19 protein-coding genes, 1 tRNA gene and 3 pseudogenes are annotated in these 25,326 nt (G+C 40.2%); 3 read left to right on the top strand and 20 right to left on the bottom strand.

The features are described 5' to 3' along the window. Positions 1-69: 69 nt before the first annotated feature. The 3 genes from ADJ67_02465 to ADJ67_02455 all read right to left on the bottom strand — a co-directional run bounded on the left by ADJ67_02465 (position 70) and on the right by ADJ67_02455 (position 3,413). The gene (locus ADJ67_02465) at positions 70-1,143 is read right to left on the bottom strand and encodes an oxidoreductase (protein ID AKT46657.1); all 1,074 of its coding nucleotides are present in this window, start codon (positions 1,141-1,143) and stop codon (positions 70-72) included. Positions 1,144-1,417: 274 nt separating this feature from the next. Further along, a tRNA-Leu gene (locus ADJ67_02460) sits at positions 1,418-1,502 on the bottom strand. A 129-nt stretch (positions 1,503-1,631) separates the two neighbouring features. After that, positions 1,632-3,413: a hypothetical protein gene (locus tag ADJ67_02455; protein AKT46656.1), complete on the bottom strand. Its 1,782-nt coding sequence runs from the start codon at positions 3,411-3,413 to the stop codon at positions 1,632-1,634. Positions 3,414-3,588: 175 nt separating this feature from the next. Here ADJ67_02455 and ADJ67_02450 point away from each other — a divergent pair, with 175 nt between their 5' ends. Then, entirely contained in the window at positions 3,589-6,672 is a 3,084-nt protein-coding gene (locus ADJ67_02450) for a hypothetical protein (protein ID AKT46655.1), read from the top strand. Positions 6,673-6,731: 59 nt separating this feature from the next. On the opposite strand, the gene ADJ67_02445 is transcribed toward ADJ67_02450, so the two are convergent. The 14 genes and pseudogenes from ADJ67_02445 to ADJ67_02380 all read right to left on the bottom strand — a co-directional run bounded on the left by ADJ67_02445 (position 6,732) and on the right by ADJ67_02380 (position 20,115). Continuing rightward, positions 6,732-7,862, bottom strand: coding sequence for a hypothetical protein (locus ADJ67_02445; GenBank protein ID AKT46654.1), 1,131 nt, complete (start codon positions 7,860-7,862; stop codon positions 6,732-6,734). A 2-nt stretch (positions 7,863-7,864) separates the two neighbouring features. Further along, the gene (locus ADJ67_02440; GenBank protein ID AKT46653.1) at positions 7,865-8,584 is read right to left on the bottom strand and encodes an RNA methyltransferase; all 720 of its coding nucleotides are present in this window, start codon (positions 8,582-8,584) and stop codon (positions 7,865-7,867) included. Further along, on the bottom strand, positions 8,584-8,862 hold the full coding sequence (locus ADJ67_02435) for an acetyltransferase (protein AKT46652.1): 279 nt from the start codon (positions 8,860-8,862) through the stop codon (positions 8,584-8,586). The genes ADJ67_02440 and ADJ67_02435 overlap by 1 nt, the downstream gene beginning before the upstream one ends. 170 nt (positions 8,863-9,032) lie before the next feature. Continuing rightward, a complete protein-coding gene (locus ADJ67_02430) occupies positions 9,033-9,593 on the bottom strand; it encodes a hypothetical protein (protein ID AKT46651.1) in 561 nt (186 codons plus the stop codon). Continuing rightward, a complete protein-coding gene (locus ADJ67_02425; protein ID AKT46650.1) occupies positions 9,574-10,758 on the bottom strand; it encodes a thiamine biosynthesis protein ThiH in 1,185 nt (394 codons plus the stop codon). The genes ADJ67_02430 and ADJ67_02425 overlap by 20 nt, the downstream gene beginning before the upstream one ends. A 16-nt stretch (positions 10,759-10,774) precedes the next feature. After that, entirely contained in the window at positions 10,775-11,542 is a 768-nt protein-coding gene (locus tag ADJ67_02420) for a thiazole synthase (GenBank protein AKT47636.1), read from the bottom strand. A 26-nt stretch (positions 11,543-11,568) separates the two neighbouring features. Then, positions 11,569-12,201: a thiamine biosynthesis protein ThiF gene (locus ADJ67_02415; protein ID AKT47635.1), complete on the bottom strand. Its 633-nt coding sequence runs from the start codon at positions 12,199-12,201 to the stop codon at positions 11,569-11,571. Between the two features lie 50 nt (positions 12,202-12,251). Continuing rightward, on the bottom strand, positions 12,252-12,446 hold the full coding sequence (locus tag ADJ67_02410) for a thiamine biosynthesis protein ThiS (GenBank protein ID AKT46649.1): 195 nt from the start codon (positions 12,444-12,446) through the stop codon (positions 12,252-12,254). Between the two features lie 174 nt (positions 12,447-12,620). After that, positions 12,621-14,330, bottom strand: a pseudogene (locus tag ADJ67_02405) (hypothetical protein). Between the two features lie 188 nt (positions 14,331-14,518). Continuing rightward, complete coding sequence (locus ADJ67_02400; GenBank protein AKT46648.1) at positions 14,519-15,511, bottom strand: peptide ABC transporter ATP-binding protein; 993 nt, start codon at positions 15,509-15,511, stop codon at positions 14,519-14,521. After that, positions 15,504-16,547, bottom strand: a complete 1,044-nt coding sequence (locus ADJ67_02395; GenBank protein ID AKT46647.1) for a peptide ABC transporter ATP-binding protein — start codon at positions 16,545-16,547, stop codon at positions 15,504-15,506. Before ADJ67_02395 ends, ADJ67_02400 begins: the two co-directional genes overlap by 8 nt. A 14-nt stretch (positions 16,548-16,561) precedes the next feature. Further along, positions 16,562-17,626, bottom strand: a complete 1,065-nt coding sequence (locus ADJ67_02390; protein AKT46646.1) for a peptide ABC transporter permease — start codon at positions 17,624-17,626, stop codon at positions 16,562-16,564. 10 nt (positions 17,627-17,636) lie between these two features. Then, positions 17,637-18,566, bottom strand: coding sequence for a peptide ABC transporter permease (locus ADJ67_02385; protein ID AKT46645.1), 930 nt, complete (start codon positions 18,564-18,566; stop codon positions 17,637-17,639). Between the two features lie 820 nt (positions 18,567-19,386). Beyond that, a pseudogene (locus ADJ67_02380) lies at positions 19,387-20,115 on the bottom strand (hypothetical protein). Between the two features lie 168 nt (positions 20,116-20,283). Here ADJ67_02380 and ADJ67_02375 point away from each other — a divergent pair. Further along, entirely contained in the window at positions 20,284-21,135 is an 852-nt protein-coding gene (locus ADJ67_02375) for a hypothetical protein (GenBank protein ID AKT46644.1), read from the top strand. Between the two features lie 90 nt (positions 21,136-21,225). Here the strand turns inward: ADJ67_02375 and ADJ67_02370 are convergent, their stop codons facing one another. Then, positions 21,226-21,609 (bottom strand): thioesterase, encoded by a 384-nt coding sequence (locus ADJ67_02370; protein ID AKT46643.1) that lies wholly within the window; start codon positions 21,607-21,609, stop codon positions 21,226-21,228. A gap of 762 nt (positions 21,610-22,371) precedes the next feature. On the opposite strand from ADJ67_02370, the pseudogene ADJ67_02365 reads away from it, so the two are divergent. Next, positions 22,372-23,475 (top strand): annotated as a pseudogene (locus tag ADJ67_02365) (hypothetical protein). A gap of 75 nt (positions 23,476-23,550) precedes the next feature. On the opposite strand, the gene ADJ67_02360 reads toward ADJ67_02365, so the two are convergent. Both ADJ67_02360 and ADJ67_02355 read right to left on the bottom strand, forming a co-directional pair. After that, on the bottom strand, positions 23,551-24,468 hold the full coding sequence (locus tag ADJ67_02360) for a hypothetical protein (GenBank protein AKT46642.1): 918 nt from the start codon (positions 24,466-24,468) through the stop codon (positions 23,551-23,553). 1 nt (position 24,469) lies between these two features. Further along, positions 24,470-25,285 carry a hypothetical protein gene (locus ADJ67_02355; GenBank protein AKT46641.1) on the bottom strand — a complete coding sequence of 272 codons (816 nt, stop codon included), beginning with the start codon at positions 25,283-25,285 and terminating at the stop codon, positions 24,470-24,472. Positions 25,286-25,326: the final 41 nt, after the last annotated feature.

The following is a 25,326-nucleotide window of genomic DNA, read 5'->3' as shown; positions in this document are numbered from 1 at the left end:
AAATAACACAGACTATGGTCATTTAGGCACCTATCATCTAGAATCTATAGGGTTCTAAGTTCAGTTCTCCTAGAACTCGCCTTTCATATCTGTTGAAGCAAAATCTGTAAGTGGGAACTTAACAGGTGCAGCTGTTTTCTGGCTCTTGTAGATTGAAAGCACAACCTCAAGTGCATTTCTTCCTGCAACAGCATCAACATATGGCTTTCTGTCATTTTCTATAGCGTCCATCACATCAGCAAAAAGACTAGTGTGACCGTTTCCGTAAACATTGCTTGTCTCTTCCTCAAGACCCTTGTTCTCCTGATCCTCTTCAGTCTCAACAGCAAAGTCCCAAACATCGATATTGTTTGTTGAAGTTCCACCAATCTTAACAGTTCCATTCTCGCCGAAGATGTACAGAGTCTCTTCTAGATTCTTAGGAAATACATTTGTTGTTCCCTCGATGGTTCCAATTGCACCATTCTTAAACTTGATTACGGCCATTCCAACATCCTCCGCCTCTAGGTAGTCGTGGAACTGCTGTCTTGTCGCTCCGTAGATTTCTTCAATCTCATCGCCCATCATCCATCTTAAAAGATCGATCCCGTGGATGCACTGGTTCATAAGAGCTCCTCCGTCCTGTTCCCATGTTCCTCTCCATGGAGCCTGCTCATAGTATCCAGCGTTTCTATTCCATCTTACATGGATTGATCCGTGTGAAAGCTTGCCAAATCTACCTGATTCAACAGCCTTGCGAAGCTTCTGAATAGCTACATTAAATCTGTTCTGGTGGCATGCACTAACCTTAACATTCTTTTCCTCTGCAAGGTCAATAATCTTGTTAGCATCTTCTATACTCATAGCCATAGGCTTCTCAATTATAAGGTTAACGCCCTTCTCTATGCAGTACAGAGCAATCTCAGCGTGAATTCCGCTTTCGGTTGCAATACTAACAAGCTCAGGTTGCAATTCTTCGATCATCTTCTTGTAGTCAGTGTATCTCTTAATTGACTCATCCTTCTCAAGTCCGTACTTTGCAAGAAGCTCTTCCATCTTCTCTTCTAGTACGTCGCAAACCGCAACGATTTCTAGTTCGTTGTTGATTGCTGCCTTCATGTGATTAACTGCAATTCTTCCGCATCCTATGAGCGCGTATTTCATAATCAAATCCTCCTGAAATCATATATAAAATTCTTGTACTAACACTTACTATCCTAGCTTTGGTCCATCAAAATAACCAAAAATTAATCCTATCTATTATACCATATAGATGTTCTAAATAAAAGGGTACACAGCCTTGTCAGGCATAATTGTTTTTGCAGTTTTATAGCAGTTTTTGTGCTATACATATCAACGCATGAATCTTTATTTTTTTCTTTGATATTTAATCAAAAATAAAAAAATAACCGTCGGAAATTCAACGGTTATAAATATATGGTGCGGTCTAAGGGATTTGAACCCCCATGAGTTTCCTCACACGGACCTGAACCGTGCGCGTCTGCCAATTCCGCCAAGACCGCATATACACTTCATCTCACCCATATAATTATACATAATATATATTGATTTTCAAGAAGCAAGATTTAGAAAAACTTGATTTTGTTTAAAAAGATAGAGCTTCTCAAATCGAAATTTAAGAAGCTCGTATTTTACTTGTATTTATAGCAATAGCTGCATCCTTCTTCCTGTAAAATTTTCCAGTAGATTGGAACACTGAGAGAGCCTATTCCATATCGTCCTTCAGCATAATTTATGTAAAAATAACTATCTACTGCCTGTTTGAGCTTTGTTTTTTCTACTTCCTCGAGCCCATTAATCGGCAATTTTTTTAATCTAATCCCTTTGATGCCATAATAATGCTTGTAGTTATATGAATCTGGAAATAGATATAGCTCGCTTATATTCTTTTTGTTATATAGGTATACGGCAGCGCGACCTATTGAAGCGTGGTCATCATGTGGTGAGAAATCTTCTAAATTAGGAGCATGTGCACGTACTGCAGCGCCTTCATATTTATTCACCCACTCTAGCATGTACTGACGAAGTGCCTTCGTGTTATCTTTGAGACTTCCGTCAACAAATCTGCCTTCTGTATGTATATTATTTTCGTCTACTCCAAGTGCAGTTAGTGCCGACCTAAACTCCTTGTTGCGACTTTCAGTAAACTGAGCCTTATTCTCTATTAAACCACTCTTAATCATAAGATCGCATGCGCCAGATGAAGATCCATCCGTTATCAAAACAACGTGAACCTCTCGCCCATCTCTGAGATCTTGTATTATACCACCAAAGTGAGAAAGCGTTTCATCATCTTGATGTGCAATGAAGTAAATAGCAACATTTGACTTTGCTTCTTTGCCGAAATCTATAGCGTATTCGCTTACCTCTTCATCATTTACCGTTACAGAAACATCTTCCTCAAAGATCCTCACAAGCTCTGAAGCCCTAAGCTCTCTTTTACTTCCAATTGCTATACATTTTTTAATATCCTTCAGATTCGAGTATACATGTGCGTCCTCAAATTCCTTTCGTCCCGTTACAAAGTCTGGCAGATTAAGATTTTTGCCCAATGTCCCCCCTATAGCACATTTAGCAGGGCTTGTAGCCGGATTACATATAAATCTATCGACCTTTCCCTTAAAAAAATACTCTGCGATTAAGCGATCATTTACCGGAGTTTCATCGTTATCAAATCTGAAACATGATTTAGTGTATTCACGAAGAACAAGTTCTGTCTCTGTACTAATCGTTCTAGCATCGCCTATAAGATAAATGTTATTTAGGGAGATTCCCTTCAAAAAATCCCTTTGCTCCTTAGATATCTTCTCATCAAAGAAAAAAATCGGCCTTCCTGTCGCTAAAGCAGAGAAGGCATTCTCTGCATTTTGCGTTTCACATATAAAGAGTTCCTTTATCCCACCATCGCTATTTTTCAAAATTTGCACAAGTACACTTTGGTTTATCTCGCTAGAGTCTTTCCCCATTATACTATTTACCTTGTAGTCTTTTGATAACTTAGCTTCTAGATTTTTCAAACTCTCTTTGTCTGTTTTTTTATCACCAACAAAGTAGATTAATCCATCTTTCTTGACATATTCTGATATATATTTTTGGATATCATCAAAGTTTCCATCTTCTTCAATGATAAGTGGAACATTCTCTGCATTTGCAAGGCAAGCAGCTGATATTAAAGTTGAAGTATTGCCATCGCTAGCTATGACAATCTTATCAAAGCGGTCTATTGATTTTTGCTTCCTTATTTTTTCTGCGATTTTAAGTGAAGACTCTGTAGGACTAGCTTCGCTTATTCTATCAACTCCATCTGGATCAGAATCGAATATCCCACTCAGCTTAAGCCCAAGAGCTATAATAACTAGACTCAAAATTAAGATTACTATTATTATCTTGTTAGGATTAATTTTTCGATTCATTTTCTCCTCCTGAAACAAAATCTATAACTATAACAAATAATACTATGAAAATATTAGCAATGCAATCTTATGTGAACTATCACCCATGCTAGTTGAAATTAAATATGAAGTGATGTATTATGATGGGTAAACCATTAGTTATACATGTGATAAATAATGGTCACGGAGGATAAATATGAGATTAAAGTTTAAAATATACCTTGCCTTAGGGCTGGTCTTTTTATTTAGTGCAGGTCTTGTCTATGCGGACGAAAATCAGCCTGCATTTCCAGATTCTCAAACTGAAGAAACGGAACAACATGTCGATAAAAATACACAAAATCCAAATGATGCGCAATCACAAAACGGTGATGCTACAGGTAAACAAAACCAGGATAATAATGTAAATACAAACAATTTACTAAGATCTTCACAGAATGCTAACCTTAATTCTAACGCTAACAAGAGTAATGAATGGGTTTACATAAATAGTAATATCTACTACCTTGGTAGCGATGGTAATTATGTCAAAGGTATATATGAAATAAACAAAGTAATCTACTATTTTGATCCTACAACTGGTGCTCTAAAGAAAGAGGCCGGCTGGAGAACCTGGAACGGTAAGAGGTATTTTACTAACTCAGACGGAATAGCTTATAGAAACCAGTTTATCAGCTTTGGTCCTCACAGATTCTATATGGGAGCTGACGGTTCTGTTCAAACTGGTGTATATAGAACTGCAGATGGAAGTCTCTACTATTCTGACGATAGCGGCGAACTTGTACAAAAGGCTCAGTGGATTACACTAAATGGCAAAAGATACTTTTCTAATGCAGATGGAAAACTCTATATGAATCAGTTCATCAGCTTTGGCCCTCATAGATTCTACATGAGTTACGATGGCTCAGCTAGCACAGGTATTTTTGCAGCAAATGACGGCAATCTATACCACGCAGATGCTAGTGGTGAAATTGTACAAAAGGCTCAGTGGATTAACCTCAACGGCAAAAGATACTTTTCTAATGCAGATGGAGAACTATATAGAAATCAGTTTATATCCTTCGGACCTCACAGGTTCTACATGGGTGCCGATGGCGCAGCTATGACCGGTACTTTTACAGCAAGTGACGGCAAAGTCTACTCATCAGACGATACAGGTGAGATACTAGGCAGTAAAGCACAGTGGGTTGTGCGTAACGGCAAAAGGTATTTTGTAAGTGCTGATGGCCAGTTATACAAAAATCAGTTCATCACCTTTGGTCCACGGAGATTCTACATGGGACCTGACGGTGCAGTTATGACCGGAATAGTAACAGCAAGTGATGGCAGAATGTACAATGCTGACGATGAGACTGGCGAGATAATTCAGAAGGCTCAATGGATAGAAAAAAACGGCAAAAGATATTTTTCTAAAGATGATGGTGAACTATATAGAAATCAGTTCATCTCATTTGGTTATCATAGATATTATATGGGTAAAGATGCCGCTGCAATGACTGGAGTATTCACCGCAAACGATGGAAAAAAATATGCTGCAAATTCAGATGGCGAACTTTACCGAAGCCAGTTCATAAACGCTGACGGCCTGAGCTACTACATTGATGAAGACGGTGCTGTAAGCACTGGAATATTCACAGCAAGCGATGGTAATAAATACTACGCTGATGAAAAGACAGGTGCAATAGTAAAAAAAGCTCAATGGATTGAGAAAAACGGAAAGAGATACTTTTCTAATGCTGATGGAATGCTTTATAGAAATCAGTTCATTTCATTTGGCTCACTTAGATATTTTATGGGACCTGATGGTGCGGTTATAACTGGAATATACGAGGCAAATGACGGCAAACTATATCATGCAGATGCTACTGGTGAAGTCGTACAGAAGGCTCAGTGGATTGAGATAAATGGCAAGAGATATTTCTCTAACTCTGAAGGTGTTCTTTATAGAAACCAGTTCATTTCATTTGGCTCACTTAGATATTTTATGGGACCTGATGGTGCACTTGTAATTGGAAACTTTATATTCGAAGGCAAAAAATATAAAACTGACGCAAATGGCGTTGCCACTGAGATAGGTTCAGCAGAACCAGAAAGCAAGGTTCTTATTGGATATATTGCAGCTGATAGCGTCAATGTAAGACCGACTGCAGGAACAGATAAGCCTGTTAAATTCCAGCTCAAGTATAATACAAAGGTTACAATTTTGAGCTCAGAAACAGGTAGTGATGGATACAAGTGGTACTACATTTCGCATGCTGATGGAACTGGATTTGTTCGCTCTGACCTAATATACAATATCGGAGAGAGCGTACCTGACAACACAACACCTAACATAATGACAGATGAAGAATTTGAACAATATATGATAACTCAGGGCTTCCCAGATAGCTACAAATCTTTGCTAAGAGCTATGCATAAGACTCACCCTACTTGGATACTCAAAGCTGCACAGACAGGTCTTGACTGGAATTATGTAATAACTAAAGAAAGTGCACTGGGTGTAAATACAGTCCATCTGACATCCCCTGACTCATTTAAATCAAAAGATCCTAACGCAAAAAATGCTGATGGTTCATATAAGGTTTATGATAGTGGCGGATATATTGCGGCATCAAGAGAAGCAATTGAATACTATATGGATCCACGTAACTCATTTGATGATACTTTCTTCCAGTTCTTATCAAATAGCTACGATGGAAATACTCAGACGCTATCTGGAATAAACACAATTGTTAAGGGTACATTCCTAGGTAAAGCCTTCCCAGAAGGAGGATACACATCATATGCTGATCTTCTTTTGAACGCAGGCAAGAGATATGGTGTAAACCCATTTATACTTGCATCAAAGCTAATAAACGAGCATGGCAGCGATGGTAACTCAGGCTCTGTTTCAGGAAAAGTTGAAGGCTATGAAGGATACTACAACTACTTCAACATCGGAGCTTATGCACACAGTGGTAGGTCTGCGATTGAGAACGGTCTAATCTACGCAAAAGAACACGGCTGGGATTCTAGAGAGAAATCCATAATGGCAGGAACTGAGTTCTTTGCTAAGGACTATATTAGAAGCAACAAAACTACAGCATATTTCCAGAAATTCAATGTTATGAACGGAGCTTCAGCAGTAGCAAGAGGCCAGTACATGACGGCACTCTGGGGTGCAAATAGTACAGGAGTAACACTTGGCAAGGGATATGCTTCGGCATATTCATCGGCACTGACCTTTGAGATTCCAGTATATCTCAGCATGCCTACTCTTCCAGCTCCTTACCCAAGATAAACAACGAAGGCTGAATACCAATAATATGGTAATCAGCCTTTTATTTATATATTATTTGTCTATACTATATACTTTTTCAAAACTGGTATCTGATTTAGCAAAGCCGATACACTCATCGAGATTACAAATGTAATTAAGGTAATCACAGGAACAGCAAGTATAGGATTAAGTATGCTTATAGTACTTATTCCATGGTCTGCTAGCTTTTGTATTACCAAAGCATGGACAAAATATGCGCCGAAGCTCCATTTTGACAGCTTCTGACAAATACGATTTATCTTCTCTTTGTCAAATTTTCTATTCTTAAAAAATACAAATACTGCTATTGACTCAAATACGACATTCACATTCGGATAGCTATAGTAGTCACCGACTGGCTTTTGCAATTTTAAGGATATAGCCATGCTCACAAATATCGTAAACAAAAATCCTGCAATCCCAAGGGCGTAAATTACTCCCCTCTGCCTCTTAGAAAAACTTAAATTGGACACTACATATCCGAGTACAAAGTAGAAGGCAAAACTCATTAATAGCTTGAGATCTGTTTTGCTGAGAGCATCATTTATCGCATTTACGATTACTGCAAAGCTTCCGCCTATGAAGTCATTCGACAGCTTAACGAGCTCCGGGATTAGAGACCAAAATGTAAATGATATAAGCAAAAAGTACTTGGTCGCTTGCTCATTTTTGACAATCTGCTTGAGTATAGGCAAACAAATGTAAAGACCTGCTATCATTGGAACAAACCAAAGATGATAGTAGCCACCTGAAAGGCTAACCCAGTTTTCTAACTTGCCGCGTGATACGAGGCCGAGTATCTTAGCTTCTATAGACTTTCCAGAAAGTAAATAATAGAGAAAACTCCAAGCACAGTAGCCTGTGAGCATTCTAAGAACATATTTACTGTAAATATCCTTAATTCTTATGTCATTTCTACCAAGAAACAGCGCACCGCTTATCATAACAAATATAGGCACACTCCACTGAACTAAGCTGTCATAGAAGTTAAAAACCTTCCACGTCCCTCCATTTACATCTGCGCCATACCAGTTTATTGCAGCTGTATGAAGAAATATCACAGCTATTGTTGCTGCAACTCTGAGATAATCAAAATATATAACTCTATTAACTAAGTTCGAATTAACAGCACTGCCACCTGTATTTTTCGCATCAAAAATATCTTTATCCATAGCTACTTCCTCGCTAGTACCTCGCCTGCCACGCTACACGCGTACATGGCTGCAGTTTCTGCACGAAGTATTCTAGGTCCAAGGGTAACAGTCTCAAAACCCATTCCCTTAAGCATATCAACCTCATCATCGCTAAATCCACCCTCAGGTCCAATAGCAATGGTTATGGATTCTTTCTTATCAAGGACTTCTCCGATATACTTTGCCCCGCCATATGCGTTCTCATACGGAAGAAGGTTTTTCTCCGAACAATAATCCTTTAAATCCGCAATCTTAACAGGTTCAACAATCTCAGGCACGATATTCCTCTTGCACTGCTCACTAGCCTCTAGCAAAATATCTTGATAGCGGCTAAGAACCTTATCACCCTTCTCTTTCTTGTATTTCACAACACATCTAGATGAAACATAAGGTATGATTTTGGTCACACCAAGCTCAGTCGCCTTCTGAAGAACAAGTTCAAACTTCTCCTTGCGAATAAGAGCAACTGCTAAAGTAAGCTCTATCCCAATCTCGTTTACTTTCTCATCCTTCTCCTCGATTTTGGCAACAAAATCCTTACCACTGCTATAGCAAGTGGCAAAATATCCGGTGCCATCATAAACTATCCTAACTCTCTCGTTCTCAAGTCTTACAACATCCTTTGCATGGTGAGCCTGATTCTTATTGAAAATGTATTCATCGCCGATTTCAATTGGCACGTCGCTAAAATATTGCTGCATTACTTAGCCCACACATCAGCATATTCTGCATTTTTCTCAAATGTCTTAAGCGCATATGAACAAGTAGGTATAATTTTAACACCACGCTCTCTAGCTTTTGACACAAGTTCCTGAACAAGCTTTCCTGCGAGTCCCTGACCGCCGTATACTGGGTCAACTATTGTATGCTCAAGGTCCCAAAAGCCATCTCTCACCACATATGTGCACTGTCCTGCTAGCTTATCCCCATCGTAGGCAGCAGTTCTAAGGTTCTGCTCCTCGTATACTATCTTAATCATAATACATACTCCTCATACATATTTAACTCTCAACTAATTTAGTATATTATACTACAAACCTGCAAGACATATATAGGGGAAATATCTGTGATTTTGCATCAAAACTAGGTTCCTATGATATTAGTATCAAAAGAAGAACTTCAGTAGTCGTGCAAATCAAGCAACCAGAATTAATACTTCATATACCATGACATTCGGCATTCGCCCTGTGCACCTGCTAGCCTTACAAGATCAGAATTACTATCATCTATTCCACCTATTGCAAATACAGGAATAGAAACCGCATCACATACTTCTTTTAGAAAATCTAGACCGCGTGGAGCAAGCCCCTTCTTGCAATCAGTAACAAAGATATGACCAGCTATAAGTCCGTCAGCACCGAGCCTTTCTGCATTTCTTGCTTCTTCTACGGTATGAACCGAAACCCAGGTTATTTGGCCGCTCTTCCATTTTTGATCTAGAAAGCTTTGATATGAAAGCTGAAGATTGCATCCTAGCTTTTCTGCTACACTAGGCATATTGTTGCAAAAGAAGTCTATTCTATGCTTGTCGCAAATTAATTTTATAGACATTGCTAAGCTCATATAGTCCTGCTCAGCTAAGTCTTTTTCTCTCAGTATCAAAGCATCACAAATACCTGCATTGCATATCTTTTCGACCTGTTCTTTGAGACTTGCACTGCAGAGGCTTCGGTTTGTAACCGCGATTTTCTTAAACGTAGACATAGTCATTCATCACCGGTTGAATCCCGCGTTTTTTGAGGCTTTCATAAATCTCTTCAAGACCTCTAGTATCTGCAATTTCAAACTGCGCATCACCCTTGTCTTCACTTTCACTGTGACTTCCTATGCCTGTGCTTACGCCAGCAGAAATCTTTGTTGCAGCAAGTCCTACGACATTATCTCTAAACTCAGCACGCTCCCTTGTTGAAATCGTCATACCTGCAAATGGTAAGAATATTCTATATGCACACATGATCTGAAGAAGCTGCTTTTCGTGAACATCCTTTGGATTTATGCTAGCATTGTTTATGATAGGACGAAGTCTAGGACATGAGATTGAAATCTCAGCCCATGGATATTTTCTTTGAATAAGGTAAGCATGCATACCCGTTCCAAGCGCATCCTTTCTGAAGTCATCAAGGCCGAGAAGTGCAGCAAAGGCAACACCTCTCATTCCGCCCATCAAAGCGCGCTCCTGCGCATTAAATCTGTACGGAAATATCCTCTTATGACCTGCAAGGTGCAAGGTCTCATATTTATCAGAGTTATATGTCTCCTGAAAAACAGTAACGTAGTCAGCTCCGCACTCGCGAAGGTATCTATACTCATCGCTGTTCATAGGATAGACCTCTATACCTATGTTCTTAAAGTACTTCTTCGCGATCTTACAAGCTTCGCCTATATACTTAACATCAGAAGCCTTACGGCTCTCACCCGTTAAAATGAGAATTTCCTCAAGACCGGTCTCTGCAATTGCCTTCATCTCCTCATGGATTTCCTCCATGGAAAGCTTTGCTCTTTTGATTTTGTTATGGCAGTTAAATCCGCAGTAAATACAGTAGTTCTCACAGTAGTTCGATATGTATATAGGCGTAAAGAAGTAGGCACTGTTTCCGAAGTGCTTTCTTGTTTCTAGCCTTGCTTTTCTAGCAATTTGCTCTAGAAAAGGCTCAGCAGCAGGTGAAAGTAGTGCCTTAAAATCCTCTAAGCTGCATCGGTCTGACTCTATTGCGCGAATCACGTCACTAGCTGTGTAATCCTCAGCCCTATAGCTATTTATCTCAGCAACGACCTTATCCAAAATCTCATGAGGAATCTGCTCCATATCATCCATATATGTCATGTGGTCGCATCTCTCATCTGCATTATGTTCCTTTATTACATCAAAACTCATCCTTGATTGCCTCCTACTACTCTGCCAAGAATCCTGTAAGTGGAGATGATGCCGAAGCACCCTTGTCTAAAACTCTGCCTAGTCCAGCAAGGTATGCGAGCCTTCCAGCTTCTATCGCCTTAGCAAATGCCGAGGCCATAGCTGGAACATTTCCTGAAGTAGCTATCGCTGTATTTGCCATAATCGCAGCTGCTCCCATCTCCATAGCTTCACATGCCTGAGAAGGGCTGCCAATTCCCGCATCAACAATAATCGGAAGGTCTATCTCCTCTATCAAAATCCTGATGAACTCCTTTGTCGCTAGACCTCGATTTGATCCTATCGGTGAAGCAAGTGGCATAACTGCTGAAGCTCCAGCCTTAACCAAGTCTCTAGCCACGTTAAGGTCAGGATACATATAAGGCATAACCACAAAGCCCTCATTTGCAAGAATCTCAGTCGCCTTTATCGTCTCGTGGTTATCAGGCAATAAGTACTTGCTATCCCTAATAACCTCAATCTTAACAAAGTCACCACATCCCAGTTCGCGCGCAAGCCTTGCTATCCTCACAGCCTCCTCCGCATTCCTCGCCCCCGAAGTGTTAGGCAGCAAGGTCACATTCTTCGGAATATACTCAAGAATGTTCTCACTGCTTGAGTTTGCGCGCCTAAGTGCCAGCGTTATAATCTCAGCACCTGCATCTTCAATCGCTGCCTTAATAAGCTCTACATCATACTTTCCTGAGCCTAAAATAAATCTAGAATTGAATTCATGACCACCAATAATCAACTTGTCATCATCCATATTTTTGTTCATAATTCCTGTCCTTCCTACTCTTCGCCTAAAATAAGTCTAATTATCATATTCGCCTGATGCCCAGCGCATATCATGACGCGTGGTGCCATAAGTCCAATGCCCTCAAAAGCATCGCTTTTACCATCGCCACATACATAAAGCCTCGACATTTTTTTCACTGTTTTTATCTCATTTGCATCCCCATAACCTGCCATGCCGCTTCCCGAAACGATTATTGTCTCAGCATCTCTAGAAAGGAGTTCACTAACAAGCATAGCCTTAGATTTCGGATTATCAAAAGCCTCGCATACAAGGTTAAACCCATCAAATAGCGTTTTTACGTTGTCATTGTTAACCTCGATACTTTCAAAGCTTACATTTATATATGGGTTGATTTCAAGCAAGATTTCCTTTAGTGCCTCCGTCTTTAGCTCACCAAGTTCATTCACTCCATAGACCTGCCTGTTAAGATTGCTGAGATCAACCCTATCAAAATCCACAAGGTGCAGATGTCCGACTCCACTTCTCGCGAGCATGACAGCTATGTGCGATCCAAGACCGCCAAGTCCAGCAATCGCCACTTTAGCTCTTTTTAACTTCTCATAGATTTGAGGGGAAAAACGCTCGTCCTTCACCGCATCAAACTCTGCTTCACTTGGAGTTCTCATCTCTCTTTCCTGAGGTCCTCTTTCGCGAGGCTCAAAAACAGTTTTATCCATCAGCCACCTCCGACAAATCTAACGACCTCTATGCAGTCGTTTTCTTTGAGTACAGTTGATGAAAAACTATCCCTAGGCAAGATATCAAGATTTAACTCAACTGCCACCATAGCTTCAGAAAAGCCCATCTCAGCGATAAGATTGCTCACTGTCATGCCTTCCCTAAATTCAAATATTTCTCCGTTAACCTTCATAATGTCTCCTATTTAGCTATAAAGTAAAAACCACACGAAGATATACACCCAAGGTGGTGCACCCCTTCGTGTGGTCTTTCACACTCTAGATAAATTCTATCAAACCACGCATTTTATGTCAATACGAAAAAAGAGCCGGTAAAAACCGACTCTTTAAACACTACTTATTATAGCTTATTTGTATTTGCAGTGCCAGAAGAATGAGAATCCTAGTGGGCTCTTGTAGAATCCTTCTACATCGCTAGCTAGTAGATAAGGATCTGTGTAGTGGTATAGAGGTGTGATACAACCTGTGCTCATGATCATATCCTCTGCCATGTGCATCATCTCATAACGAGCCTTGTCGTCTGGTGTTGTCTTGATTGTATCAATCAAAACGTCATAAGTCTGAGCCCATGTACCATTCTTAACATTTACGTCCTTACCAAACTTAGTTAGGTCTAGGTCATACATAGCAAGATTCTGGTGCTCACCCTTACCGAACTGCATGTCGTTATTTCCTGAATGTGTCTGCCACATCTCAAGGAATGTTGTAGGATCGTTGTAGTCTGCTACCCAACCGTTACGAGCGATTGTGAAGTCACCAGCCTTACGTGTTGTTAGGAATGTAGCCCACTCCTGGTTCTCAAGCTGTAGTTTGATTCCAGCGTTTGCTAGTGTTGACTGTACGTATTCGCCGATTGCCTTGTGAGCATCGTCTGTGTTGTATAGGTATGTAAGTGTTGGGAAGTTAGTGAACTTACCTGTCTTGTCATCATACTTATAGTACTTTTTCAGAATATCTACAGCCTTCTTGTAGTTTGACTTGACTGCCTTTGAAGATACATCGTAGTAGCCTTCGTAGTCCTTGCTATTTCCAGCGTGTGAAGCGAAGCTCTTTCCATCAGAATCCTTTAGTGCCTTAGCAACGAATGATGATGCTGGAATCTGATCAGCCTTACCGATTTCGTTTACGATATAGTTACGGTCGATCATTAGGCCGATTGCCTTACGAATTTCAGCCTGAGCCTTCTCAGCTTCTACTCCTGTTAGAGTTGAATCCTCAGGTAGAATTCTCTTATTGATGTTCCATCCCATGTAGTATGTACCTAGCTGGTCAGCTACATGGTATTCATCCTTATACTCCTTCTTTAGGCTATCCATTTCATTTGAAGGCATTGAGTCAATCATCTGCCAATCGCCATTCTTGAAGTTTGTAAGCATGTTGTTTGTGTCATCTGACAAGTAGAACTTGATTGTCTTCATTGTAATGTCCTTCTTGTCGATGTAGTTTTCGTTCTTCTCTAGTACGATCAAGCTGTTGTGCTTCCACTCTTTTAGCTTATAAGCACCATTTGATACATACTTTTCTGGTGATGTTGCCCATGACTCATCGCTTACAACATCTTCTCTTACTGGAAGATATGTAGGGAATGCAAGAAGCTCGTTCCAATATGAAACTTTGTTCTTAACAACAACCTGAAGTGTGTTGTCGTCAACTGCTGTAACATCAAGCTTAGCGCCTGCTACTGGTTCCTTACCCTCGCCTGGCCAGATGTCATCATAACCCTTGATAAGCTGGAACATATTTGAATAGTCAGCTGCAAGTTCTCTTGATACTGCACGATTCCATGCGAATACGAAGTCGTGAGCTGTTACAGGCTTTCCATCTGACCACTTAGCACCTTTTCTAATCTTATAAGTATAAGTGTATGTGCCGTCTTCATTTGCTACTGGGTCAACTAACTTTTCTGCTAGATCTGCCTTAAGAACTGCTTTGCCGTCCTTATCTGAGTCCCACTTTGCAAGTCCTGAGAATAAGTGCAAAGTCATGGTTCCGCCGTCAACTGTTGAGTTTCTTGCTGGATCCATTGTTTCCGGTTCTGAAGCTATGCAGACCGAAATTGTGTCAGCATCGTGCTTAGACTTATTGCTGGATTTGCCACCGCAAGCTGCGAGTCCAAATACCATTACAAAAGCTAGAGCCGATACAAGGGCTTTTTTCATGTGTTGCTTCTTCATGATTTTTCTCCTTTTCAATGAAATGTTTTATAGCAAGGACCTTTGTCCTAAGCCAACAAATGATTCACAGACTAGTTAATCTCCTTAACTCTGTGACATGCGACAAAATGTCCCTTCTCGACTTCCTGGAATTCAGGAACCTGCTCAGCACATATTGGCTTTGCATACTGACACCTTGTTCGGAATGGGCATCCTGAAGGTGCGTTGAGTGGACTTGGAATATCGCCCTTAAGAACTATACGCTTGTTAGCCCTAGCAATCTTAGGATCCGGTACTGGAACTGCCGAAAGCAAGGACTGTGAATATGGATGGAGCGGCCTTGTGTAAATTGTCTCAGCGTCGGCAAGTTCTACCATCTTTCCTATATACATCACTGCGATTCTATCGCTTATATGTCTAACAACGAGTAGGTCGTGCGCTATGAACAGATATGTTAGTCCTAGCTTTTCCTGTAGCTCATCGAACATATTTATTACCTGTGCCTGAATCGATACGTCTAGAGCTGAAACTGGCTCGTCACAGACAATAAAGTCAGGGTTTACGGCTAGAGATCTAGCGATACCTATACGCTGTCTCTGTCCACCAGAGAACTCATGAGCATATCTAGCAGCATGTTCACTATTAAGTCCAACATGGTCCATTAGCTCAAGAATCTTCTCTTCTCTTTCTTTCTTGTTCTCGTACATCTTGTGTACGTCTAAAGGCTCTCCGATGATATCAGATACCGTCATTCTTGGATTCAGTGAAGAGTATGGATCCTGAAATACCATGGTTGCCTTTTCTCTGAACTTCTTAATATCTGCCTTTGTCTTAATCGGATTTCCGTTATATATAACTTCTCCTGATGTAGGCTTGTAAAGGTGTAATATTGTTCTACCTACAGTAGTCTTACCGCATCCAGATTCACCAACAAGTCCTAGTGTTTCACCTTTATTTATGTTGAAGCTTACATCGTCAACCGCCTTGAGTGGTTTATTTTTGAACCATCCCATGTTTATGTCAAAGTACTGCTTTAGGTTCTTTACCTGAATAAGCGGCTGTTCTGTTTTGATATTATCACTCATTATCTGCACCGCCTTTCTCTTCAGCTTCTGCTGCAGCCTCACCTAGGCTTACAGGCTCACCCTTCTCTAGCTTCTCTTTGACATTCATCCAACATGAAGCCTTATGTTCGGCATTTATATCCATGCTCTCAGGTGCCTCTGATATGCAAATCTTCATTGCATTATCGCATCTTGGAGCGAATGGACATCCCTTAGGAAGATTTAACAGGTCTATCGGTGTACCCGAGATAGGCTGTAGTTTCTGGCCAAGGTTACTTACGTTTGGAATGGATCTCAGTAGACCCTTAGTGTATTCGTGCTTAGGATTGTAGAAAATCTCTTCAGCAGTTCCTCTCTCACAGTATGAACCAGCATACATTACTACCACCTCATCGCACATCTGAGCTACAACACCTAGATCGTGAGTAATCATGATGATTGCCATTCCTAGATGCTCTTGAAGGTCCTTCATGAGCTCAAGAATCTGGGCCTGGATTGTAACATCAAGCGCTGTTGTAGGTTCGTCTGCTATGAGAATATCTGGCTCACAAGCAAGCGCCATAGCTATCATTACACGCTGACGCATTCCGCCCGAAAACTCAAACGGATACTGCTTCATACGCTTTTCAGGATCGTTTACGTTTACGAGCTTGAGCATCTCAACAGCCCTCTCGTAAGCCTGCTTCTTATCTCTGTCAGTATGGAGAAGTATAGCCTCCATTAGCTGATGTCCTACTGTATATGTTGGGTTAAGTGAGGTCATAGGATCCTGGAATATAATCGAAATCTTATTACCTCTTATATGCTTCATTACCTTTTCGCCAGCGCCTACAAGCTCCTGTCCATCAAACTTGACTGATCCACCGACAATCTTGCCTGCTGATGCCAAAATCTGAAGCACCGAGTAAACTGTTACCGACTTACCTGAGCCTGATTCTCCAACGATTCCCAAAACCTTACCGCGTTCCAAGTTAAATGAAACACCGTTTACTGCCTTGACTTCGCCTGCATCTGTAAAAAAGGATGTATGTAAATCTTTTACTTCTAATAAAGCCATTTTACACTCCTCTCTTAAGCGTTAAGCTTAGGATCAAATGCGTCGCGCAATCCATCACCGAATAGGTTTAGAGAAAGTACGATTAGAGAAATAACGATTGCTGGAATTATCAAATGTGACGGATATGATGATATTCCGTTAAGAGCATCCGATGCTAGTGAACCAAGTGATGGCAATGGTGCATTAACACCAAGCCCTAGGAATGATAGGAAGCTCTCTGTGAATATAGCACTTGGAATCTGTAGTGCCGTTGATATGATGATAACACTGATACAGTTAGGTATCAGATGTTTCTTTATAATCCAGCCTGCCTTAGCTCCTGTTGCCTGAGCTGCAAGAACATATTCCTGCTCTCTTAGCGATAGAATCTGTCCTCTGATAAGTCTTGCCATCGATACCCAGTATAGCAAAGCGAATACGACGAAAAGACTGACGATATTGCTTCCGATTCTCTCTAATATTGTGCCATCTAAAACGTTACCTAGCGCTGCCTTGAGGACTGATGCTAAGAGTATAACCATAAGCATGTCAGGAAGCGAGTAAATGACATCGACTATTCTCATCAGAACCATGTCGACCTTACCACCGATATATCCTGCTATCGAACCGATTGTCATACCGATTACCAATACTATGATACTTGCGAAGAAACCTACTGCTAATGAAATTCTCGTTCCATATACCACACGTATGAAATAGTCTCTTCCACGTTCATCTGTACCGAAGATATGTGGAAACACCTTATCTCCCTGACTAATCTTCATCTTCTCGGTCATACCGTATTGCATAGGAGCAATATTGTTGAAGCTTGCGTCTACAGGCTCTCCTCTCTTTACTCCAAGCTGCTGGTCATAGCCATATGGCCAAAATGCAGGAATTATTAGAGCTGCTAAGGTTATAACTACGATTATAATCAGACTGACAAGTGCAACCTTATTCTTAACCAGACGCTTAACACCGTCCTTGAAGAATGTTGATGACTCTCGCATCTGCACCATATATGCTTTTTCTTCAGGCGTTGCAGGTATGAAATTGTCCATATCTACATGCATGCTTAGTTTATTTGTAATATTATCCATTGTGCCCTCTCTATTCTAAAGTGATACGTGGATCTGCAATCTTGTATAGTATATCGCTGACAAGGTTCATTATTACAATGAGTGTCGCTAGTATGATTGTTGTTCCCATAATCAAAGGATAGTCACGACCTATGATACTGTTTACAAATGCTCGTCCGAGACCCGGCACTGCGAATATCTTCTCAACTACAAGTGAACCTGTAATTATGTATGCTAGCATAGGTCCAAAGTATGTTATTACAGGAATGAGTGAATTCTTAAGCGCGTGGTGCAAAATTATATCACGGCTTGAGACACCCTTAGCCTTCGCTGTACGAATGTAATCCTGACCTAGAACATCTAGCATAGACGAACGTGTCAGACGAGTTATATATGCCATAGGATATAGCATCAAAGTAACAACTGGAAGGATCAAGCCTCCTTCTGCATCTCCGTTTGCCGGAAGCACTCCAAGCTTGATAGAAAATAGCATGAGTAGGAAAATACCCATTATGAACGATGGCATAGATACCATAGCCGTCGACAAAACCATGATAAATTTGTCCACAAACTTGTTTCTCTTAAGAGCCGCCACAGCTCCAAGCCCAACGCCAAATATCAACGCAAAAATAGCTGCTGTTACACCTAGCTTTGCTGATACCGCAAATCCGTCTGATAATACATCAATAACCTGACGGCCTCTCTGCTTTAGCGAAGGTCCAAAGTCAAACTGAGTAACTATACCTTTCAGATATGTTGTGTACTGTTGCATGACTGGCTTATCAAGCCCGTATTTAGCCTCTAACTGAGCTCTTACTTCTGCCGAAGCTGCCTTCTCTCCTATGAATGGTCCGCCTGGTACTAATCTCATTACAAAAAATGTAATAGTGATTACAACCCAAACGGTCACAATTGCGATTAATATTCTCTTCAGAATATAGAGCAAAGTCCTTGAATCCATTATTTCATCACCTTTTCCTTTTGGTTTGCCACATTTTTCACATCATTTGGTTAACTTTTATAATAAACTATTTTGCCTTGATTCGCAATAAAAACTCGTCACTTTATGAGCTTTTCCAACAAAATTTAATCACAATTTCATCACATATCACGCTCAAAACTATTGAAAAATAAAAGCGAATTTTATTCTACCACAAAACGCTTTACTTTGCAAAAGTTTTTGTTATCGATTTGTGGATTTTTCCAATTAAAGTCGTCTTTTGTTGTGTCAATCGTTAATATTTAAGAACAGATCTTTCAACCCTATTCTTTAGCGAGCGCAGTCTACGAGTAAGTTTATTTGTATCCTCTATCCTTCGAATGACTGCATAGGCATTATCTTCTCTATACAAAAGAACTGCTGAAAGCTTAGCCTTCATGTCGTCGCAAATCTCTTTGACCTGCTCTAGGTACTCGTCCTTTGACATATTGTTAAGTCCTGCTGGAAGCTCCTCTATATCAAAAGTATATTCTATATCAAAGAGTTCAAATATCTTCTTTGATAGGCGAAGCTTAAGCTCATTTGCTCTAACTGCAAACATTCCTGTGTGCTCCTGTGCTTCAGTCATCTGCTGCGACATAAAGCTTTCTAGTGCTGCAAACTTCTCATCTAGCTCATCGTAAGGCATGCTCATCGCACTTCTGTAGAACTGAAGTTCTTTGAGCGCTGAACTTATGATATCCGTTAGCTTCTTTCTCGTCGACTCTTGCATTATCTCCTTTATGGAAGCACTGCTGTCTCTTAGAATAGTAGACTTCAGCTCTTCAACGCCTTCGCCAGTCTTTGCACTTACGGGCATCAGCTTTATCTCACTAGTCTCCATAATCTCGCTCAAAAGCCCTGCACAGTAGCTAGTGTAGGCTTCTAAATCCTCCGCGCTAACCGTATCCATTTTGTTCACAGCAAAGTAGAATTTCCCCGCGTATTCCTTGGTGCTCTGCAAGAAGTCTATCTCTATTTGATTGATAGGGCTGTCTACAGAAAGAAGGAAGATTACGGCATCGCTTTCCTTCATGTAGTCGTATGCAACCTCGGTATTGTTCTTATGGAAGGAACCAACGCCTGGCGTATCAACATATGTGATTCCGTTCTTAAGAAAATCAGACTCGCTGTGAATGACAACTTCCTTAACACCAAGCTCATTTTTTGCATTCTCCTGCTCGCTTATATATGCGGAAAGTTCATCTATTTCGACGGGCCTAATTTCTCCGTTTTCAAAGCAAACCTCTGCAGATTGCTTTCCGTAAACGACCTTGGTCACCGCCGAGGTAATCGGGACTATCCCGACGGGCATGTAATTTTGCCCCAGTATGCAGTTGCTCAGGGTGCTCTTTCCCCTCTTGAACTGTCCTATGACTGCAATTGTCATATTGCTATTGCTTAGCTTATCTATCAAAAGCTTGCACTGACGCCTCTGGATGCTGCACGCAGCCTCGCCACCAGAAAACAGTTCATCTGCTTCCTTTGCAAGTTCCAAAATGTCGATAGCTTCAACCTTTAATTCATTCATCAAATATTTCTCTCCTGATAAAAATCGTGATAAATAGACATGAATATAATACCATTTTTGAGCATACAAATAAATATTCCTTTAGTTCTACCAATGCTGCTTTAAGCAAATTTTTACAGTGAACCGATTTTGTGTTATGCTTTATGAAATATTATTTAGGAGGATATCATGCCAGAATTACCAGAGGTCGAATCGATAAGAAGCATGCTCGAAAAACGAGTTTTAAACAAGAAAATATCTAAGCTAGAAATCCTTGATAACAAAGCTATAGCAAGACCTGAACCAGATGGCTTTTGCAGCGCTATTCTCGGCAGGAAAATCCTCGGCATGAGGCGAGAGGCCAAGTATCTTATCTTTGATTTTGATGATACATCAAAGATGGTAGTCCACCTTCGTATGACTGGCAACTTGCTCTACATGGATGAAAGCTCAAAGATAAATATTAAGTCAGACGAAAATGGCCTCCCAAGGCACACGCGCGTTATTTTTACCTTGAATGACGGTAGCTTGCTCTGCTTCTGCGACCAAAGAAAGTTCGGCAGGCTGTGGCTTTACTCAAGTGACGAAGATTACAAAGATTGCGGAATAGATAGGCTTGGCCCAGAACCTTTAACTGCGGATTTCAGCAAAGAATATCTTTGCAAATGTCTTGCAAAAACCCAGAGACAAATCAAAACCGTCCTTTTAGACCAAAGCATAGTTTCAGGCATAGGTAACATCTACTCTGATGAAATTCTCTTTGAAGCGGGAATACTTCCTCAGACTAGAGCCTGTGACATAAGTAAATCCCGTGCCCTTTCCTTGCACGATGCAATAAACAATGTCATTTCTAAGGGAATTAAGGCAAATCGACGTTCAATCGAAGCCTATATGCTAGGCGCAAGTGAGCAGTACTCGGATCTCGAAAAGATGAAAGTCTATCAAAAGTCAGGCATGAAATGCAAGGTCTGTGGTACTAAAATAGAAAAATTGACAATAGGTGGGCGAAGTTCTTGCTTTTGCCCTAACTGCCAGCGCTAGATTACTAGTTTATGACAGATACCTTTTACAGAAAATAAAAGCCGCCACATAAACTACTGTGGCGGTTTTGCTTTAGCCTATTCGATAAATCTACTTGAGTTTGGCATTAGTCTTTGCTAGGAACTTTTCGTTTTCGATGATGAAGCGCTCATGCCTTGCCTCACCTATTAGACCAGCTTCGTCCATGGCTTTGATTTCAAATACCAGCTTTCTTCCGTCTACTTCAACAAGCTCGCTTTCACATGTAACCTCCATGCCAACTGGTGTTGCTGCAATGTGTGATACTGTCATAGATGTTCCCACAGTTCCCTGCCCCTCCTCTAGCTCAGCTTCAACTGATGTGTGAGCAGCCTCCTCCATCATAGCTACCATAGCTGGTGTTGCGAAAACATCAAGTCTTCCGCTTCCCATCACCTTTGCTGTAAGTTCCTCAACAACAGTTTTCTTTATCTGATTCTTTATTCCTACCTTCATTTCGCCCTCAATTCCTTTCGAAAAAACTTTCTTTGATTATAACATCAAAATCAGAATATAAAAGTAATAAATTCTTTATAATTATGTTTATAGTTTTGTAATAAAAATGTACTATAGTTTTATTATACCGAATTATATTTTTTAAAATTGGAGTTTTTGATGGGGAAGGAACACATATCGGATATCAGCACGCTCAGTGCCGAGAATCTGAACGATTTAAATAGAAGAAGACGCATAACATATATAGCCTCTACGGCAGGCTTTATGATTACGATTTTGATAGCATTTGTACTGACGGTATATATACTGTCAGTTTCATCCGTTTTTAGTGCAGCCTACTATTCCGATGAAATCGAAATGAAAAGTGTAGATGTCGCACGTATTCGTACAGGAAAATATCTTGGTATCCCGTGGATAGTCCTAATTCCTGCACTTGTTCTTGTGCCAATTACTTTTGTAATTTCGATAATGAGAGCTGGTGAATTTGGCCAAAATGGCAAGATCAAGCTTAATTGGTTCGACAAAATCTTCTCTGATATTCAGATTTTAGTTGCAATGATTGCAAGCGCAGGTATCGTACTTTCAGATGAGCTCATTCGCACCTGGATATATAGAAGCCATCTACTAGATAGCCCTATTGCTGCTGTATTCAAGCAAGCATACAACTCAGTGCCAAACAATGAGGCTATCAGAGGCTTCATTGAAGAAAATTTAAGTTCCTTTAGCAGCTCTGGCATATTCATTGAGCCACACTGGGTTCAGCTGGTTTTGAGCCTGACAATAGCTTTTGTCATTTTCTTTTTGGATATCATGACAATTCATTCGCTATCAAAGAAAATCAAAAGTGGCGAGCTCCTAAAAAGAACCATCTTAGGCTATATCCTAACACATACATTTAAACTCGCAGGCGGTGAGAAATACCTCTTTGCTAAGATAATAGGATGCTTCATCTTCTGCACCCTTCTTGCCGCAACTGGATGGGGCGCGTTCATAGTTCTTATTTTGATCTTCATATTCGTTCCCGTTCAGCTAAGAAAATATGCTGAGCTAAAGCGCGGTATACGAGAGGTCAAAGCTGGAAACTACGACTACAACATCCCTGTTTACTCAAATGGCGAGCTAGATAGGCTGTCCATGGATATAAACTCAATAGCGGATGCTCAGGAAATTGTAGTGGCAAACGAGCTTCATAATCAGAGACTAAAATCCGAACTCATATCACACGTATCGCACGATCTCAGAACTCCGCTCACATCTATGATATCTTATCTAGATTTGCTCAGATTTGAGGGTCTAGACAGCGAAAAGGCCCCTGAGTATTTAGATATAATAACAGACAAGACTAACAGGCTATCTAAGCTCACGGATGACCTCTTTGAGGCCGCTAAGATTTCTAGCGGAGACATACCTGTTGAGCTCACTAAAATCGAGATGGTTTCACTCGTAAGACAGGCCATTGCTGAAGAAGCAGATGCATTCAAAAATAAAGACATAACTCCGGTTATGAATACAAATTTGGATAGTGCCTTTGTCTATGCAGACGGTCAGCAGCTTTGGAGAGTTATTGACAATCTCTTTACAAATGTTTGCAAGTACTCCGTTACCGGAAGCAGAGCATATATCAATTTATACGATGTTGATACCTACTACGCTTTGGAGATCAAAAATGTTTCAAATTCTCCACTAAACATCAATCCAGATGAGCTTATGGAAAGATTTAGACGTGGCGACCGTTCAAGAAATACCGATGGAAGTGGTCTTGGTCTAAGCATCGCAAAAGACCTTGTAAAGCTAATGCACGGTAAGTTTGAAATCGAGATAGACGGTGACCTCTTCAAGGCAAGTGTCTATATGAAGAAGGCATAGCGCTTAATAAAGCTCAAAGCTATAAATTGCAATAAAAAAGTTGGGGTTTTGTTCCCAACTTTTTTCTTTTTTGTTTTACTTTTTTGTTTCTATCTTTGATTTATCAAAATCTGAAAACGGCTTAACCTCGGTATCATTGATGTTTTTGTAATAAATCTCGAAGTGATCTTCGTTATTCATCTTCCAGTTTTCCTTAGTAGACTCTAGCTTAGTATCTGTGCTAATTATGGCTTCACAAGGAATGAGCTTCCCAAAGGATCCTTCCTTCTTCATTACTAGCGTAATTTTTATATCGATAGACTTAACAAGACTCTTTTCTTTATATAGATTACTCTTTACAAATGAGCCCTGAAGTTTTTTGATATCATCGATATCCTTAGTTACATCACCCTTGAATTCGAGGAATACATAATCATTTTTCTCCGTCCTAACAAACTTATCTGCGTATTTTTCGTAAAGTTTTAGTACGGCTTCTTTATTTCCTATTTCTGGTACTGTATGCTCTTTTGGATCTGCGACCTTCCAGTTCCATTTACCAGATTTATAATCAGAGCTTGCTTTGTAAAGTTCCTTATCATTTGGCGCATAATATTTATCCTTGTTAAAAAGTGAATCACTGCTACCATAGGTTGTTAAAGCCTCTTCAATACGCCTTTTATCTGCTAATGCATACTCACCTGTTCCACCGAAGTAATCGTATTTAGAGTCACCATCTACATAGAATTCACTATAGCTTAATGGATCAAGCTGTATTTTTCCTTGTCTAGCCTTTGTCTCTGACCTAAAAATTTGTTCCCGATCATTATACATATGATTTTTTCTATATATCTTTATTGTATATTCTAAGTTCTTTGCTTCGCCGATTGACTTTACATAAGACTTAACATTAGATTCTGGCTTATTTCCACAGCTCGCAAGAGCCACACATAACATAAGCACAAGTAGTGCAAGTGCTAAAAATCTTTTATTCTTCATTATTATCTCACACTCCATTCTACTTTACTTCTGCTTTATCAACTCCGTCAGGAGTCTCAACTACAATACCTTTATTCTGGTCTGAATAAGTAACCTTGCTTGTCATTTTTGCTGACGCATATTCTGAGTCGTACTCACTCGTATAGGTTATTCCCATAGGTGTAAAGTCTTCCTTGGATACCTTAAATACAATTTTTGCACTTCCACTATAGTAGAAATCATATAGACCATATGCAGTATCTAGAGCACCAAATATCAGATAGTTGTTTGGGTCTGCAAGTTTTAAATCACTTGTCTCATATGTAAATGTATAGCTATCCTTCTCCTCTGAAAGCTTAACATCCTTCTTGTGTTCTCTAAGGAATTCAATGAAATCATAATTGAAGCCAAGTGGCTGTCCGTAAAATTCATCCGAATACTGGTTTGTAGTCCAAACCTTACTTTTCTCAGGCACCTGAGGTAATTCATAGCTTAGCATCGAGTCACCATAATATTTGTATTCTATCTTCTTATGTGCCATTGTAGTTCCTGTGACTGTAACCTCGCCTGAAACACGGTTTGGTCTTAGCTCAAAACTTCCCTTGAACTTTCTCTCACGCCAGTATTCAGGCGCCTCCCCCTCCTTAGGCTCATGTTTTACACCATTATGTTTAGTAGTAATACTAATCTTACCGTTCTTTAGCTGCTCAAAACCCTGAAAACTCTTCTCAAGGATTTCGTCCTTGCTGAGATTTTTGTTGTCAGTATTGCTGCTGCCACCTTGGCATCCAACCAGTGCAACTACCGCTATCAAGCTTACTGCTAGTAACATTGTTCTTTTAAAGTAACGTCTCATGTTTTACCCCCTGAATTTTAGTTAAACTCTGAAAGCTTATT

The sequence above is a fragment of the Eubacterium sulci ATCC 35585 genome (assembly GCA_001189495.1).
GTDB classification, from domain to species: domain Bacteria; phylum Bacillota; class Clostridia; order Peptostreptococcales; family Anaerovoracaceae; genus Eubacterium_B; species Eubacterium_B sulci.
The sequence above is the reverse complement of the archived record's forward strand: the minus strand, read 5'-3'. Positions and strand labels throughout refer to the sequence as shown.